This window comes from Paracoccus sanguinis (assembly GCF_012689545.1).
GTDB classification, from domain to species: Bacteria; Pseudomonadota; Alphaproteobacteria; order Rhodobacterales; family Rhodobacteraceae; genus Paracoccus; species Paracoccus panacisoli.
Genome location: NZ_CP051542.1, coordinates 782,157 through 797,161, shown reverse-complemented (window position 1 = coordinate 797,161; position 15,005 = coordinate 782,157). Strand labels below are relative to the sequence as shown.

Annotated in this window: 15 protein-coding genes; 10 read left to right on the top strand and 5 right to left on the bottom strand. The window is 72.0% G+C overall.

Going from position 1 to position 15,005, the window contains the following annotated elements:
• Nucleotides 1-15 precede the first annotated feature (15 nt).
• Both pgl and pgi read left to right on the top strand, forming a co-directional pair.
• The gene (gene pgl / locus HGN31_RS03820; protein ID WP_168782379.1) at nucleotides 16-687 is read left to right on the top strand and encodes a 6-phosphogluconolactonase; all 672 of its coding nucleotides are present in this window, start codon (nucleotides 16-18) and stop codon (nucleotides 685-687) included.
• Nucleotides 688-718: 31 nt separating this feature from the next.
• Complete coding sequence (gene pgi / locus HGN31_RS03815; protein WP_168782378.1) at nucleotides 719-2,326, top strand: glucose-6-phosphate isomerase; 1,608 nt, start codon at nucleotides 719-721, stop codon at nucleotides 2,324-2,326.
• A gap of 144 nt (nucleotides 2,327-2,470) precedes the next feature.
• Here the strand turns inward: pgi and HGN31_RS03810 are convergent, their stop codons facing one another.
• Nucleotides 2,471-3,496 carry an alpha/beta hydrolase gene (locus tag HGN31_RS03810; RefSeq protein WP_244961130.1) on the bottom strand — a complete coding sequence of 342 codons (1,026 nt, stop codon included), beginning with the start codon at nucleotides 3,494-3,496 and terminating at the stop codon, nucleotides 2,471-2,473.
• Nucleotides 3,497-4,040: 544 nt separating this feature from the next.
• A complete protein-coding gene (locus HGN31_RS03805; protein ID WP_036705153.1) occupies nucleotides 4,041-4,325 on the bottom strand; it encodes an SCP2 sterol-binding domain-containing protein in 285 nt (94 codons plus the stop codon).
• A 54-nt stretch (nucleotides 4,326-4,379) separates the two neighbouring features.
• Here HGN31_RS03805 and HGN31_RS03800 point away from each other — a divergent pair, with 54 nt between their 5' ends.
• The 4 genes from HGN31_RS03800 (at nucleotide 4,380) to fdxA (ending at nucleotide 9,134) form a co-directional block, all read left to right on the top strand.
• Complete coding sequence (locus tag HGN31_RS03800) at nucleotides 4,380-4,985, top strand: tetratricopeptide repeat protein (RefSeq protein ID WP_244961129.1); 606 nt, start codon at nucleotides 4,380-4,382, stop codon at nucleotides 4,983-4,985.
• A gap of 3 nt (nucleotides 4,986-4,988) precedes the next feature.
• Nucleotides 4,989-8,225, top strand: a complete 3,237-nt coding sequence (locus HGN31_RS03795; protein WP_244961127.1) for a helicase-related protein — start codon at nucleotides 4,989-4,991, stop codon at nucleotides 8,223-8,225.
• A gap of 58 nt (nucleotides 8,226-8,283) precedes the next feature.
• The gene (locus HGN31_RS03790) at nucleotides 8,284-8,655 is read left to right on the top strand and encodes an RNA-binding S4 domain-containing protein (RefSeq protein WP_168782377.1); all 372 of its coding nucleotides are present in this window, start codon (nucleotides 8,284-8,286) and stop codon (nucleotides 8,653-8,655) included.
• Nucleotides 8,656-8,795: 140 nt separating this feature from the next.
• Entirely contained in the window at nucleotides 8,796-9,134 is a 339-nt protein-coding gene (gene fdxA / locus HGN31_RS03785) for a ferredoxin FdxA (protein ID WP_036705157.1), read from the top strand.
• A gap of 551 nt (nucleotides 9,135-9,685) precedes the next feature.
• On the opposite strand, the gene HGN31_RS03780 is transcribed toward fdxA, so the two are convergent.
• Together HGN31_RS03780 and HGN31_RS03775 are read right to left on the bottom strand one after the other, a co-directional pair.
• Nucleotides 9,686-10,159, bottom strand: coding sequence for a DUF302 domain-containing protein (locus HGN31_RS03780; RefSeq protein ID WP_168782376.1), 474 nt, complete (start codon nucleotides 10,157-10,159; stop codon nucleotides 9,686-9,688).
• A 26-nt stretch (nucleotides 10,160-10,185) separates the two neighbouring features.
• Nucleotides 10,186-10,665: a thioredoxin domain-containing protein gene (locus tag HGN31_RS03775; protein WP_211096329.1), complete on the bottom strand. Its 480-nt coding sequence runs from the start codon at nucleotides 10,663-10,665 to the stop codon at nucleotides 10,186-10,188.
• 122 nt (nucleotides 10,666-10,787) lie between these two features.
• On the opposite strand from HGN31_RS03775, the gene HGN31_RS03770 reads away from it, so the two are divergent.
• The 4 genes from HGN31_RS03770 to HGN31_RS03755 all read left to right on the top strand — a co-directional run bounded on the left by HGN31_RS03770 (nucleotide 10,788) and on the right by HGN31_RS03755 (nucleotide 13,325).
• Nucleotides 10,788-11,525: a cytochrome c biogenesis CcdA family protein gene (locus HGN31_RS03770; protein ID WP_168782375.1), complete on the top strand. Its 738-nt coding sequence runs from the start codon at nucleotides 10,788-10,790 to the stop codon at nucleotides 11,523-11,525.
• On the top strand, nucleotides 11,522-12,076 hold the full coding sequence (locus HGN31_RS03765) for a thioredoxin family protein (protein WP_052175169.1): 555 nt from the start codon (nucleotides 11,522-11,524) through the stop codon (nucleotides 12,074-12,076). The genes HGN31_RS03770 and HGN31_RS03765 overlap by 4 nt, the downstream gene beginning before the upstream one ends.
• 237 nt (nucleotides 12,077-12,313) lie before the next feature.
• Nucleotides 12,314-12,823: a CarD family transcriptional regulator gene (locus HGN31_RS03760; RefSeq protein WP_036704944.1), complete on the top strand. Its 510-nt coding sequence runs from the start codon at nucleotides 12,314-12,316 to the stop codon at nucleotides 12,821-12,823.
• Nucleotides 12,824-13,121: 298 nt separating this feature from the next.
• On the top strand, nucleotides 13,122-13,325 hold the full coding sequence (locus HGN31_RS03755) for a hypothetical protein (RefSeq protein WP_036712172.1): 204 nt from the start codon (nucleotides 13,122-13,124) through the stop codon (nucleotides 13,323-13,325).
• 134 nt (nucleotides 13,326-13,459) lie between these two features.
• Here the strand turns inward: HGN31_RS03755 and HGN31_RS03750 are convergent, their stop codons facing one another.
• The gene (locus HGN31_RS03750) at nucleotides 13,460-14,851 is read right to left on the bottom strand and encodes a dipeptidase (RefSeq protein WP_168782374.1); all 1,392 of its coding nucleotides are present in this window, start codon (nucleotides 14,849-14,851) and stop codon (nucleotides 13,460-13,462) included.
• Between the last annotated feature and the right edge of the window lie 154 nt (nucleotides 14,852-15,005).

Sequence of the window (15,005 nt, the reverse complement as noted above, 5' to 3'; positions counted from 1 at the left end):
GGACGAGACCGGACCATGAAGCTGATCGAACATCCCGACCGCGAGGCGCTGACGCTGGCCGTGGCGCAGGACATCACCGACGCGCTGGGCATGGCGCTGAACACCTGCGAGCAGGCGGTGCTGTGCCTGCCCGGCGGCTCGACCCCGGTGCCGGTGTTCAAGGCGCTGTCGGCGGCGCGGCTCGACTGGGGCCGGGTGCTGGTGGTGCCGGGCGACGAGCGCTGGGTGCCGGGCGATCATCCGCGCTCGAACGCGCGGCTGATCCGCCGCAACCTGATCGACGAGGGCGCCGTGGCGGCCCGGCTGGTCGATCTCTACGACGAGACGCTCGACCCCGAGGCGGGGGCCGCGGCGGCGGCCGAGCGGATCGCGCCGCTGCTGCCGCTGTCGGTGCTGTTGCTGGGGATGGGCGAGGACGGGCACACGGCGAGCCTGTTCCCCGGCGCCGAGGGACTGGCCGCGGCGCTTGACCTCGCAGCGCCGGCGGTGCTGCCGGTCCGCGCCGACGCGGCGGGCGAGCCGCGCGTCACGCTGACGCTGCCGGCGCTCGCCTCGGCGCCCGAGGCGTTCCTGATGATCACCGGGCCGGACAAGCGCGCCGCGCTCGAGCGGGTGGCGACCCTCACCCCCGAGGAGGCGCCGATCCGCGCCTTCTGGAAGGATCTCGTCGTCCACTGGGCCGAGTAGCCCCATCCATCCGCCCGCGGGGAAATTTGCCATGACCGACCTCTGGACGCGGCTTGCCGCGCATCGCGCTGCAACCGAGGACCGCACCATCGCGGCGCTGTTCGAGGCCGACCCCGACCGGGCGGCGCGCTTCTCGACAGCGGCGGACGGGCTGCTCTTCGACTGGTCCAAGACCACGCTGGATGACGAGGCGGTGCGGCTGCTGCTGGCGCTGGCCGAGCCGGTGGCGGCGCGGCGCGCGGCGATGTTCGCGGGCGAGGCGATCAACGAGACCGAGGGACGGGCGGTCCTGCACACCGCCCTGCGCGGGGGCGAGGGCGAGGTCCGCGTGGACGGCCACGACGTGATGCCCGAGGTCCGCGCGACGCTGGCGCGGATGCGCGACTTTGCCGAGGCCGTGCGGACCGGCCAGCTCAAGGGGCAGGGCGGGGCCTACACCGACGTGGTCAACATCGGCATCGGCGGGTCGGACCTCGGCCCGGTGATGGCCGCCCACGCGCTCGCGCCGTGGATGGACGGGCCGCGGCTGCATTTCGTCTCGAACGTGGACGGGGCGGATGCGACCGACACGCTCAGGGGGCTGGACCCGGCCCGGACGCTGGTGATCGTCGCCTCGAAGACCTTTACCACCATCGAGACGATGACCAACGCCGAGACGGTGCGGGCGTGGATGGCGGGGGCGGTGGCCGACCCGGCGGCGCAGTTCGCGGCCGTCTCGACCGCGCCCGACCGCACGGCGGAGTTCGGCATCCCGGCCGAGCGGGTGTTCGGCTTCGCCGACTGGGTCGGCGGGCGCTATTCGGTCTGGGGGCCGGTGGGGCTGGTGCTGATGCTGGGGATCGGGCCGGCGGCGTTCGACGATTTCCTCGCCGGCGGGCGGGCGATGGACGACCATTTCCGCACCGCGCCGCTGGGGCGGAACCTGCCGGTGATGCTGGCGCTGACCGGCCTCTGGCACCATCAGGTCTGCGGCTATCCGACCCGCGCCGTGCTGCCCTATGCCCAGCGGCTGCTGCGCCTGCCCGCCTATCTGCAGCAGCTCGAGATGGAATCGAACGGCAAGCGGGTGACGATGGACGGCGCCGACCTTCCCCGCGCCTCAGGGCCGGTGGTCTGGGGCGAGCCGGGGACGAACGGCCAGCACGCCTTCTACCAGCTCATCCATCAGGGCACCCAGATCGTGCCCTGCGAGTTCATCGTCGCGGCGCGCGGCGAGGAGCCGGCGCTCGACCATCACCAGCGGCTGTTGATCGCCAACTGCCTCGCCCAGAGCCGGGCGCTGATGCGCGGCCGGACGCTGGCCGAGGCGCGCGCGCGGATGGCGGCCAAGGGGCTGTCGGGGTCCGAGCTGGAACGGCAGGCGCGGCACCGGGTGTTCCCCGGCAACCGCCCGTCGACCACGCTGCTCATTCCGCGGCTGACGCCCTTCACGCTGGGGCAGATCGTGGCGCTTTACGAGCACCGGGTGTTCGTCGAGGGGGTGATCCTCGGGATCAACAGCTTCGACCAGTGGGGGGTGGAGCTGGGCAAGGAGCTGGCGCTGGAACTCGCGCCGCTGCTCGAGGGCGCCGAGGTTGCGGGGCACGACGGCTCGACCGCGGCGCTGGTCGCGGCGCTCAGGACGCTGCGCGAGGGCTGAACCGGGGCTGCACGCCTTATGCAGCGTTCGTGCATCGTTCGTGCGATGTTCATGCACGGTTCATGCGAACGCGCGCGGCACCCGTCCCTGTGAGGGCGGCGCGGCCGGACGGGTCGGTGGGCCAGAAAGACGCGGCCGCCGCGGTCAGGCCTTGGCGACGAGCGCCAGCACCTCGGCCATGAAGGCGTCGGCGATGGCAGGCGTCTCCATCAGCAGCTCGTGGTGGCCGTCGGGGTATTCGGCCAGCCGCGCCGCGGGCCAGCGGGCGGCGCGGGTGCGGATGGCTTGGGGCGAAACCACCTCCTCGCGCCCGCCGAGGCCGATCACGGCGGGGATCTCGGGCGAGGGCAGTGTGGCCAGCCGGCGACACTCGGCCAGGCCCGCGCGCACCCAGTCATAGGTGGCGCCGCCGAGGGTGAGTTCGGGCCACGCCCCCGCCTCGGCCACCAGACGCGCCCATTCGGCGGGATTGCCGGTCAGCGCGTTGCCGCGGAAGGGGGCGTCGAGGACGAAGGTGCCCTCGCCCCCCGTGCCGACCGCGGCGCGGCGGCCGCGGCCGAGCCGCCGGGCGGTCCCGGCGATGCCCATGACCACCGGCCCCGGCAGCGGCGCGTGATGGATGCCCCACATCGGCGACGAGAAGGCGGCGGTGGCGACCGGCAGCCCCTCGGCCAGCGCGGCGAGGCCGATGGCGCCGCCCATCGAGTGGGCGAGCAGGTGCCACGGGCGCGGCAGCGCCAGCGCCTCGGCGCCGGCGACGAGGGCCGCGACATCGAGCTGGTAGGATGAGAAATGGTCGATGTGGCCGGGCCGCGGGTCGGCGATCAGCCGGTCCGAGAGGCCCTGCCCGCGCCAGTCGATGGCGAGGACCGCAAGCCCCGCGGCGGTCAGGCGGCGGGCGGCGGGGGCGTATTTCTCGAGATACTCGGTGCGGCCCTGAAAGAGCAGCACGGTGGCGCGCGGCGTCCCCTCGGGGCGCCAGAGGCCGAGGCGCAGGCGGATGCCGTCGCGGGCGGTGATGAAGAAGGCCGAAGCGGGGGGGAGGGGGGCGTGGGCGTGCTGGTGGAAGGGGGCCGGGGTGGCGCCGGGGGGCAGGTCGTGACCGGGGGTGGCCTCGGTCTGGGCGGAGGACGCGGGGGCGGTCGGGCGAGGGTCGGTCTGGTGGCTCACGCGGGGTCCCCTGCGTTGGGTTGGGTGTGAAGGTGGGCTAGAGGGGGAGAGGTGGGTCCGGGGGCTGGCCGGAAGGTCGGATAGGGGAGCCAGAACCGGGTAAATCGGGAGGACGTAGCCGTCTGCTGAGCACGCGAGTCGAGCGGGCTTACGGTGGGTCGAAGCTTAGCCTGCGGTTGGGGTGCGGGACGAGGGCCGGGTTGGGAAACCGTATCACGCGGTCTGCTCGAGATGACCACGACGGGAGCCGGAATGAGCGGTGAGGCGCCGCAAGACAACGCAGAGAACTTGAGAGCGGGAAGTTACATGCAGGCAGACGGCCCGTCGCGCTCAGGACAACTCACCAGGTCCGCGCTATTGTGCCTTCGGAAGCCACGGCTTGCTCGGCGGGCAGATTCATCAAGCGGCCGGTTTCACCAAACGTTGGTGTAAGGCCGAACCATCGCAACCGCCCAACGCGCCCGCCGCTCCGCGACCCAACGTAGAACCGCACCCACACACAAAAACCAAAGGCCGGGGCGCAAGGGCCCCGGCCCGGTGCGGGTCAGGAGAGCGCGGCGCCCAGCTTCATCGCGGTCGGCAGCGAGCCGTCGACCTTCAGCTTGCCGCTCATGTAGGCCATCGTCGGGTTGGTCGACCCGTTCAGGATGCCCTCGAACGTGTCGCGGCTGGCGGTCAGGGTGACGTCGGCGTCATCATCCCCGGCGCGCACGCCGGATTCGTCGATCATGATCGCGCCCTCGCCCTCGACCACGAACTTGGCCGAGCCGTCGAACGAGGAAATCTTGCCCTGCAGGGCCTTCACGGCGCCCTCGATCACTGCACTCATCTCTTCACTCCCTCAAATCTGGCGCCGCGGCGCGGATGTGCTTACATGGTCCATATGCGCGCCCTTCCCCTTCAGTTCCAGTCTGCCGCCACGGCACTCCTCGGGCTGATGCTGGGCATTTTCATGACCGTCGCGCCGCTGGCGGCGGACGAGGCCCCCGCCGCCCCGATCACCGTCGCCCCGACCCCCGACATGGACGCGCTCTTTGCCGAGCTGGCCCAGCCCGAGGGTGACGGCTGGCTGCGCGCGCAGGCCGACATCGAGCGGGCGTGGTCGCAGTCGGGCTCGTCGGCGCTGGATTTCCTGCTGATGCGGGGCGAGGCGGCGCTGGACGCGGGCGAGCCCGTGACCGCCATCGGCCACCTGACCGCGCTGGTCGAGAACGCCCCCGACTTTGCCGCCGGCTGGGCGGCGCGCGGGGCAGCGATGTATTTCGCCGGGCAGGCGGGGCCGGCAATCGACGACCTCGCGCACGCGCTTCGCGCCGAGCCGCGGCACTGGCCGGCGCTGACGCTGCTCGGCACGATCTATGAGGAGATGGGCGACCGCGACCGCGCCCGGGCGGCCTTTGCCGCAAGCCTCGCCATCAATCCGCATCAGGAGGATGCCATGGACGGGCTTGCGCGTGTCTCGGCCGGGCCTGCGGGGCAGGACGCCTGACCCATGGCAGGACGCATCACGGCCGTGCTGGGGCCGACCAACACCGGCAAGACCCATTATGCGATCGAGCGGATGCTGGCGCACCGCACCGGCGTCATCGGCCTGCCGCTGCGGCTGCTGGCGCGCGAGGTCTATGACCGCATCGTCAAGGCGCGCGGCCCCTCGGTCGTGGCGCTGATCACCGGCGAGGAGCGCATCGTCCCCGAGCGCGCCGCCTATTGGGTCGCCACCACCGAGGCGATGCCCGAGGTGCTGGCCGATTTCGTCGCCATCGACGAGATCCAGCTCTGCGCCGACCCCGAGCGGGGGCATGTCTTCACCGACCGGCTGCTGAACGCGCGCGGCCTGCACGAGACGCTGTTCCTCGGGTCCTCGACGATGCGCCCGGCCATCGCCGCGCTGGTCCCCGAGGCGCAGTTCATGCGCCGCGAGCGGTTCTCGACGCTCAGCTGGGCCGGGTCGAAGAAGCTGAGCCGGATGCCCGCGCGCTCGGCCATCGTCGGGTTCTCGGTCGATGACGTCTATGCCACGGCCGAGCTTCTGCGCCGGCTCAAGGGCGGGGCGGCGGTGGTGATGGGGGCGCTGTCGCCGCGCACCCGCAACGCGCAGGTGGCGATGTATCAGGCGGGCGAGGTCGATTACCTCGTCGCCACGGATGCCATCGGGATGGGGCTCAACCTCGACATCCGCCACGTCGCCTTCGAGGCCACGCACAAGTTCGACGGGCGGCGGATGCGGCCGCTTTTTCCGCACGAGCTGGGCCAGATCGCCGGCCGCGCCGGGCGGCACACCGAGCCGGGCACTTTCGGCGTCACGGGCGAGGCGCAGCCGCTGGACGAGGGGCTGATCGACGCCATCGAGAACCACCGCTTCCAGCCGATCAGCCGGCTGGTGTGGCGCAACTCGGCGCTCGAGTTCGGGACGGTGGACCGGCTGGTGCAGTCGCTCGAACAGCCCTCGGGCAGCGAATGGCTGGGCCGCGGGCGCGAGGCGGACGACCTGCACGCGCTCAAGGCGCTGCGCGACCTGCCCGAGATTCGCGACCGGGTGACGCATCCCAAGGACGTGCGGCTGCTCTGGGACGTCTGCCGCATCCCCGATTTCCGCGGCATCTCGCCGGCCGAGCACCTGACGTTGCTCTCGCGCATCTACGGTTTCCTGCAGGAGGGTGGCATCCCCGGCGACTGGCTCGCGCGCGCGGTGGGGCGGATCGACCGGACGGGCGGGGACATCGACGCGCTGTCCAAGCGGCTCGCCTATATCCGCACCTGGACCTATGTCGCCCAGCGGACCGGCTGGGTGCGGGACGAAGCCCATTGGCGGGGCGAGACCCGCGCGGTAGAAGACCGCCTGTCGGACGCGCTTCACGCCGCGCTGACGCAGCGATTCGTGGACCGGCGCACCTCGGTGCTGATGCGCCGGCTCAACCAGAAGGAGAGCCTGGTGGCCGAGGTGAACGACAAGGGCGAGGTGACGGTCGAGGGCGAATTCGCCGGCCGGCTGGACGGGTTCCGCTTCCGCGCCGATCCGGCGGCGGCGGGCGACGAGGCCCGGATGCTGACCCGCGCCGCCTATGAGGCGCTGCGCCCCGAGTTCCACCTGCGCGCCGACCGCTTCTACAACGCGCCCGACACCGAGCTCGACTTCACCGAGCAGGGCGGGCTGATGTGGGGCGGCACGGCGGTCGGCAAGCTGACGCGCGGGGCCGACCCGCTCAAGCCCGGCATCGACGTCTTCGTGGACGAGGACGCGGGCGAGGAGGTGGCCGAGAAGGTCCGCCGCCGGCTGCAGCACTTCATCGACCGCAAGATCGCCGCCGGGTTCGAGCCGCTGCTCGCCCTGCAGGCCGACGAGGCGCTGACCGGGCTGGCCCGCGGCGTCGGGTTCCGGCTGCTCGAGAGCTTCGGCATCCTGCCGCGCGAGCAGGTGGCGGGCGACATCAAGGCGCTGGACCAGGAGGCGCGCAGTCTTCTCAGGAAGCACGGCGTGCGGTTCGGGCAGTATACGATCTTCGTGCCCGCGGTGCTCAAGCCCGCGCCGACGCGGCTGCGGCTGGTGCTGGCCTCGCTCGCGCAGGGGCTGGACGAGTTCCCCGAGAGCCCGCCCCCCGGGCTGGTGACGATTCCGAACCTGCCTGACGTGCCGCGCGGGTATTACACGCTGTCGGGCTATCACCCGGCGGGCGAGCGGGCGATCCGCATCGACATGCTCGAGCGGCTGGCGGACCTGCTGCGCGGGCAGGACAGCCGCGGCGGGTTCGAGGCGAGCGCGGATATGCTCTCGATCACCGGCATGACGCTGGAACAGTTCGCCGACCTGATGGGCGGGCTGGGCTACCGCGCCGAGAAGGCCGAGCGACCCAAGGCGCGGGCGGCGGCGGTGGCGCCGGTGGCGGCCGCGCCCGAGCCGGGGGCCGAGGCGGCTGCCGCGAGCCAGAACCCGATGACGGAAGAGGAAAGCGTCCTCGTCGCCGAGACCCGCGCCCGATGGGAGGCCGAGCAGGCCGAGAAGGCGCGGCTGGCGGCCGAGGCCGAGGCGCGGGCGGCGGCCGAGGCGGAAGCCGCGGCGCAGGCCGAGGCGGCGCTGGCTGCGTCGGCGGGTGGCGAGGACGGGCCGGTGGCGACCGAAGGGCTGCCGGCGGACGCGGGCGATGCGGCGGCCGAGGCCGTGGCCTCCGAGTCCGGTGATGCTCAGCCGACCGGCGGGGCCGAGGGCGAGGCATCCGAGGAAGCATCCGACGCCGAGCCGGTCGAGACCGAGACCTATTACAGCTTCACCTGGGCGCCGCGCCCGCGCGGACCGCGCCGGGGCGAGGGCGACAGCCGCGGCCCGCGGCGGCCGCGGGGCGAGGGCGCTGCGGCGGCCGGCCCGGCCGAGGGCGGCGAGGCCCGCGGCGACCGCGGCCGGCGCTTCGGCGGCCCGCGCGACGGGCAGCGCAGCGGCGGCGAGCCGGGTGCGGACGGCAAGCCCGCGCGCTTCGGCAAGGGCGGCGAGCGCGGCGGCAAGCCGCAGCGCCGCGATGGGGCGCGCACCGACGGGACCGAGGGGCAGGGCGGAAGCCGCGACGGTCAGCGTGACGGGCAGGGCAAGGGGTCGCGCAACGAGCGGCACGAGGGCAAGCGCTCGGATGGCAAGCGCCACGACGGGCCGCGCCACGACCAGCGCCCGCCGCGGGCCGAAAAGCCGATGGACCCCGACAGCCCGTTCGCCGTGCTGGCGGCGCTGAAGAACCGGACGTGACGGCAGGCCGCGGCGCGTTCCTTCTCGACATGGCCTTGTCCCGGGCGGGGGGCCGCTGATGTCGCGCCGGGCCGAGCGGGCGCGGCGCGAACTGGCGGCAGCCCCGCCCGCCGCGCTGGTCGAGACGATCCGGCTGGACCGTTGGCTCTGCCACGCGCGGGTGTTCAAGACGCGCAGCCTCGCCGCCGATCGGATCGCCGCGGGCGGCATCCGGGTGAACGGCGTCCCCTGCCGCAAGCCGGGGCAGGAGCTGCGGCCCGGCGACGTTGTGACCGCCGCCGTGCCGGGTGGGGTGCGCAGCCTCAGGATGCGGGCGCCCGGCGCACGGCGCGGACCGCCGGCCGAGGCGCGGCTGCTCTACGACGATCTCGATGCGCCTGCGGGGGACGGGGCGCCGGCCGCGCCCTGGCCCGACGAGGACGAGGATTGACGCCACGACACCGCGCGGCGCCCACGCGGGTTGCCTCGGCCGGGGGTCGGCACGGTGAAGCGGGATTGAACCGGGCGCGGCGAAGGTCTAGGTGAAACCCCGCACTGGCCTTCCGACACTGGCCTTCCGAGGAGTGACCGATGACCTATGTCGTGACCGACAACTGCATCATGTGCAAATACACGGATTGCGTCGAGGTCTGCCCGGTGGACTGCTTCTACGAGGGCGAAAACACCCTCGTCATCCATCCCGACGAGTGCATCGACTGCGGCGTCTGCGAGCCCGAGTGCCCCGCCGACGCGATCCGCCCGGACACCGAGCCGGACATGGAGGCGTGGGTCGAGTTCAACCGCAAGTACTCGGAACAATGGCCGGTCATCACCCGCAAGAAGGACCCGATGCCGGGTTACGAGGCGATGGACGGGGTGGCCGGGAAGCTCGAGAAATACTTCTCGCCGAATCCCGGCGAGGGCGACTGACCGGCGGTCGCGCCGGTCGCTCCGCCGGTCCGGGGGCTGTCTGCCCCCGGACCCCCGAGGATATTTTCGTCAAGAGAGATGGGGTGTGAGACGCGCGGTCCGGCCGGGCGGCTTGGCCTAGTGGAGGGCCGTGCTGGGTCGCGTCTTCGGCCGAGGAGCGCGAGCACCAGGCACATCCCCGAAGCGGCAACGGCGGCGTCCACAAACATGACGTTGACGGGGCCCGCTTCGCGCCCGGATCCTTCGCCGCTCGTGGACGCGTGCGCGCCGACCCGTTTCTACGCAAAAGGGTGGGGTAAGATCACGGAGCGTTGCCGTCCCCGGTCCCGTCCAGCATCGCGTTGCACGGGCTATCAACTCGGCCGGATGATGCGCCGGGCCGTCTCGAGTCGGCGCTGAGCCGATCGCCGGCAGCCGGTGACTTCATATCCGCGAAGTGGCGGTGCCTACGACCCCGATCAGCATCGCGTTTACACTCTCAGCGACTCGCCCGAATGCCGAGCCGGGCCGGCGAGCGCCGGCGCCGACCCAATCCTCGGAACCGCGTCCCCTCACATTCCCGCAGCGGCGGCGTCCACGATCCCGTTCAGCATCGCATTCACGGGCGCCATCGACTCGCCCGGGTAATGGCGGTGGCCAATCACGACCTTGCCGGGGGCGTCGGCGGCCTCGTAGACGAAGATGTTGTAGGGGCAGTACTGGATGTTGGCGATGTCGGCCTCCATCACCTGCCGCGATACCGCCGCCGAGCAGAACGAGAACGACTCGGCGTGCGTGTAGAGATCCTTGGTGCCGCCCACGTCCGCCTTGGTGCGGGCCAGCATCTCGCCCACGTTGCTGGTCGCGTCGATCACCAGGCCGGCGTTGGTGATGGCCTGCTCGACCGAGAATTGCGCGTCGTCGAAGGGAACCTCGACGGTCTTGGTATAGGCGGCTTCCTGCGCCAGCGCGGGGGTGGACAGCGCGGCGAGGGCGCCGACCAGCGCGGGGCGGAGGGGCAGGCGGGCAAAGGGCAGGCGGGTCATGGCGTCGGTCCTTTCGGGTTGGGGTCTCACGTCGGGTCGGCGGCGGGGGCGGGGGCAGTAGGGGCGCCTTGCGGCACGGCGGGATCGGGCGGGATGGCCTCGACCGGGCGCGCGGCCGTGGCCGGGTCCCAGCCGGTGCGGGTCAGCATCTGCGCCAGCATGACCCAGAAGAACTCGTCGCCCGCGTAGCCCTCGATCCGCCCGACCTCGGTGCCGGCGTCGGTCAGCACGAAGGTCGGGGTGAAGACCGGGGCGCGGCCGGTGAGCGTCACCCCCTCGGGCAGCGGGTCGTGGATGTCGAGGCGCACCAGCGGGGCGGCCTGCCCCTCGGCCGTGCGGGGGTAGGCGGGGGCGATCTCGGCATCCCAGCGCTTGCAGTAGCTGCAGCCGTCCCGTTCGAACATCAGCAGGCTGCGCTCGGCTGCCGCGGCGAGCGGCAGCGCTGCCAGCACGAGGCCGAGCGCGGCGCCGAGGCGGGTGCGGCGGGGCAGACGTGGAGGGAACATATTCCAACCTCGTTGACTGTCTTGACCATCTGTCGCAGCGTCACTTCAACGCCGCAACCCCCCACGGGGTCCGCGGCCTCCGCGCCGGGCAGCCCCCGGACGGCCGGCAGAGGGAGCGGTCCATGCCCGAGATCAGCTATGGCGGCGCGATCCTCGCCGGGCTTCTGTCGTTCCTGTCGCCCTGCATCCTGCCGATGGCGCCGTTCTACCTGTGCTATCTCGCCGGGGTCTCGATGGGCGAGTTGCGCGCCGATGGCGGGCTGAACCCCGGCGCGCGGCGCAGGCTCGTCGCGGGGGCGGTGGCCTTTGCGCTGGGGGTGACGACCATCTTCGTGCTGCTGGGGCTGGGGGCGACGGCGCTCGGCTCGGCGGTGTCGCGCTACCGGACCGAGCTGAGCTGGGTGGCGGCCGGGGTGCTGCTGGTCTTCGGGCTGCATTTCCTCGGCGTGATCCGGGTGCCGTTCCTCTACCGCGAGGCGCGGCTCGAGGGGCCGGCGCAGCCGTCGTCGCTGGTCGGGGCCTATGTCATGGGCCTCGCCTTCGGCTTCGGCTGGACGCCCTGCGCGGGGCCGGCGCTGGCGGCGATCCTGTTCGTGGCGGCCGGGATGGGCGAGGTCTGGCGCGGTGGCGCGCTGCTTCTGGTCTACGGGCTGGCGATGACGCTGCCCTTCGTGGTGGCGGCGATGTTCGCGGGGCCATTCCTCGCCTGGGTCGGGCGGCACCGGGCGCTGATGGGGCGGGTCGAGAAGGTGATGGGGGTGATGCTGATCCTGTTCGCGGTGCTGATCGCCACGGACAGCGTGAACCGCATCGCGGCCCTGATGGTGGACAACTTCGACTGGAGTGCGACGACGCTATGAGACGCAAGGCGATGGTGGCCGCGCTGGCGGCGTGGGGGGTGATGGCGGGGGCGGCGCTGTCGGGCAGCGTGCCCCTGGGCGACGACGGGCTGCACAAGCCCGACTGGCTCAAGGACAGTTTTAAGGACGTGCGCGAGGACGCGGCCGAGGCCGCCGCCGCGGGCCGGGTGCTCATGCTGCTGGTCGAGCAGCGCGGCTGCATCTACTGCGCCGAGCTGCACGAGACGGTGCTGACCGATCCGCGCATCGACCGGCTGATCCGCGAGCGTTTCGACGTGGTGCAGATCGACCTGTTCGGCGGGACCGATGTGACCGACAGCGACGGCGAGGTGCTGAGCGAGAAGCGCATGGCCGGCAAGTGGGGCGTGACCGTGACGCCGACGCTGATGCTCATGCCCGCGACAATCCCCGAGGGCGTGAGCGCCCCGCGCGCCGCGATGGCGGTGGTGCCGGGGGTGCTGGACGCCGACCGGATGCTCGGGCTGCTCGACTGGGCGGTGGCGGGCGGGCCCGGGACGGGGCGAACGCTGCCCGAGGTGCTGCGGAAATAGCCGTCCGACCAACGTCGGAGGCGGGGCACCCAGAATTACCCCTTCTTTCGAGGGGTGATTCGTGATACAAGGTTGTCACATAAGACCGCGCCGGGTCCATATGGTCGCCGGGCGGTCGTGACTGTCACGCCGGTCGTCTGCCCGACTGGTATCGCCAAAGACCACACGGACCTCAGGGGGGCAAGAGCCCGCCCGAGGTTTTTTGCGCCCGAAGCCGCGCCACTGGAAGGAAACCTGATGTCCAAGAGCAAGAAGAACGAGTTCCGCCCCGATGATTTCGTGGTCTATCCGGCCCACGGCGTCGGCCGCATCGTGTCCATCGAAGAGCAGGAAGTGGCCGGACTCAAGCTCGAGATGTTCGTGATCTCGTTCGAGAAGGACAAGATGACCCTGCGGGTGCCGACCGCGCGCGCGACCGAGATCGGGATGCGCTCGCTCGCCTCGCCGGACCTCGTGGACCGGGCGCTCGAGACGCTGAAGGGCAAGGCGCGGGTCAAGCGCGCCATGTGGTCGCGCCGCGCCCAGGAATACGAGCAGAAGATCAACTCGGGCGACCTGCTGTCGATCGCCGAGGTTGTGCGCGACCTGCACCGCTCGGACGACCAGCGCGAGCAGTCCTACTCGGAGCGCCAGCTCTATGAGGCCGCGCTGGACCGTCTGACCCGCGAGGTGGCGGCGGTCAGCGGCATCGACGAGGCCGGCGCGCAGCGTCGCGTGGGCGACGTGCTGACGGCCCGCGCGGCGTGAGTTTCGACTGACGCAGGTTGGTGGGGCCGCCCCGGTGGGGCGGCCTTTTTCTTTGGGTGTGCGGCCGCGTCTGTTTGCCCGACGTAGAGAATGTGGCAGCGTGAGCGGCAGGTGCGACCGACCGCAGCACGTGAGTGAACAGAGCCGACGACCGCGCGTGGTGCCGATCAGCGGCATCGGCGAGGCCGGCGCGCAGCGTCGCGTGGTCAACGTGCTGACGGCGCGCGCAGCGTGAGTTTCGCCTGATGCAGGCTGGTGGGCCGCCCGCTGGGGCGGACCTGATCTTTAGGGGTGCGGGATGCGGGGGACCTGGCCTTTTCCGGTGGACGCGAACGACCCGGGGACGGGGATGGCGGCTGCGGTGTTTCTGGTCCTCGGCGTCGCCGGGGTGTTTCTCGTCCAGTATCTGCGCATGACGGGCCGCAACGACGATGCGTTCGGGGTCGGGCTGGTCGCGGGCGTCGCGATCATCGCCGCCCTGAGCGTCCTGCTGCGTCCCTAGCCGCTGGTGCGCCGCGCCGTGACCCGAAAACGGCGTTCGGGGCGGCGCCCGCCAACGGGCACCGCGTCGACCGCCTCACCAGACGCCCGCCGCACCCTCGCCCCAACCCTCCGGCATCGCCTCAGCGCCGCCCCTCACCGCAGCGCCGCCAGAATCCGCGCCCAGGACCGCGCGCCCTTGGCGAAGCTCTCGAGGTTGTATTTCTCGTTCGGCGAGTGGATGCGGTCGTTGTCGCGGCCGAAGCCGATCAGCATCACGTCCACGTCCAGCAGCCGCTGGAAATCGCCCGCGACGGGGATCGAGCCGCCCATGCCGATGAAGGCCGCCTCGCGCCCCCATTCGGCCTTCAGCGCCGCGCGGGCGGCGGCGAAGGCGGGGTCCGAGACGTCCATGCGGCTCGCCTGCGAGCTGCCGTGGGGGTGGAACTCGACGCTGCAATCCTCGGGGACATGGGCGCGGACATGGGCCTGCAAGGCGGCGCGGATCGCCTCGGGGTCCTGGGTGCCGACGAGGCGGCAGCTGACCTTGGCGCGGGCCTCGGCCGGCAGGACGGTCTTGAACCCGTCGCCGGCATAGCCGCCGCTGATCCCGTTGATCTCGAAGGTGGGGCGGTTCCACACCATCTCGAGCCCGGTGCGCCCCGTCTCGCCCACCGGGTGGCGCAGGCCGACGCGCGAGAGATACTCGCCGGCGTCGAAGCCGAGGTCGTCCCAGTCGGCGCGCAGCTGGTTCGACAGCTCCTCGACGCCCTCGTAGAAGCCGGGCAGCGTCACCCGGCCGTCGGCGTCCTTGATCCCGGCCAGCGCGTTGACGAGGATCTGGATCGGGTTCGCCGCCAGCCCGCCGAACATCCCCGAGTGCAGGTCGCGGTCGGCGGCGCGGACGACGATCTCCTCGCCCATCAGCCCGCGCAGCTGGGTGGTGATGGCGGGGCGGCCGTCCGCATACATCCCCGTGTCGCAGATCAGCGCGAGGTCGGTTTCGAACTCGGCGGCATTGGCCTGAAGGAAGGGCATGAGGTTCGGCGAGCCGCTTTCTTCCTCGCCCTCGAAAAGGAGCGTCAGCCCGGCGGGCAGCGTGCCGTGGGCGGTTTTCCACGCCCGGCAGGCCTCGACGAAGGTCATCAGCTGGCCCTTGTCGTCCGAGGCGCCGCGGCCGCGGATCACCGGGCCGTCGGGCGTGTCCTCGACCACCGGATCGAAGGGGTCGCGGGTCCAGAGCCCGATCGGGTCCACCGGCTGCACGTCGTAATGGCCGTAGAACAGCAGCCGCCGTGCGCCCGAGCCGTCCGGCGCGGTCCGCGCCACCACCGCCGGGTGGCCCGCCGTCTCACGCACCTCGGCCGCAAACCCCAGCGCCGCAAGCTCGTCCCGCAGCCAGCCGGCGGCGCGCCGCACCTCGGGCGCATAGGCCGGATCGGTCGAGACCGAGGGGATGCGCAGGAACGTCTTGAGCCGGTCCAGCGCCGCCGGCTGTCCCGCGTCGAGCGCCGCCAGCACCTCGTCCAGGCGTGTATCGTTGGCCATCTGCATCCCTTTCCTGAGCAGTTTCATCGGGTTCCCATGACGACTTTTTGTCGCAACCGGGGAAAATGCGGGTGTTCCTGACGGGCTTTGACCCTTATCAAGGTCTCGCTCGCCCGACCGGACCATGGTCGGACCCAGCTACTGACGCAAGGGA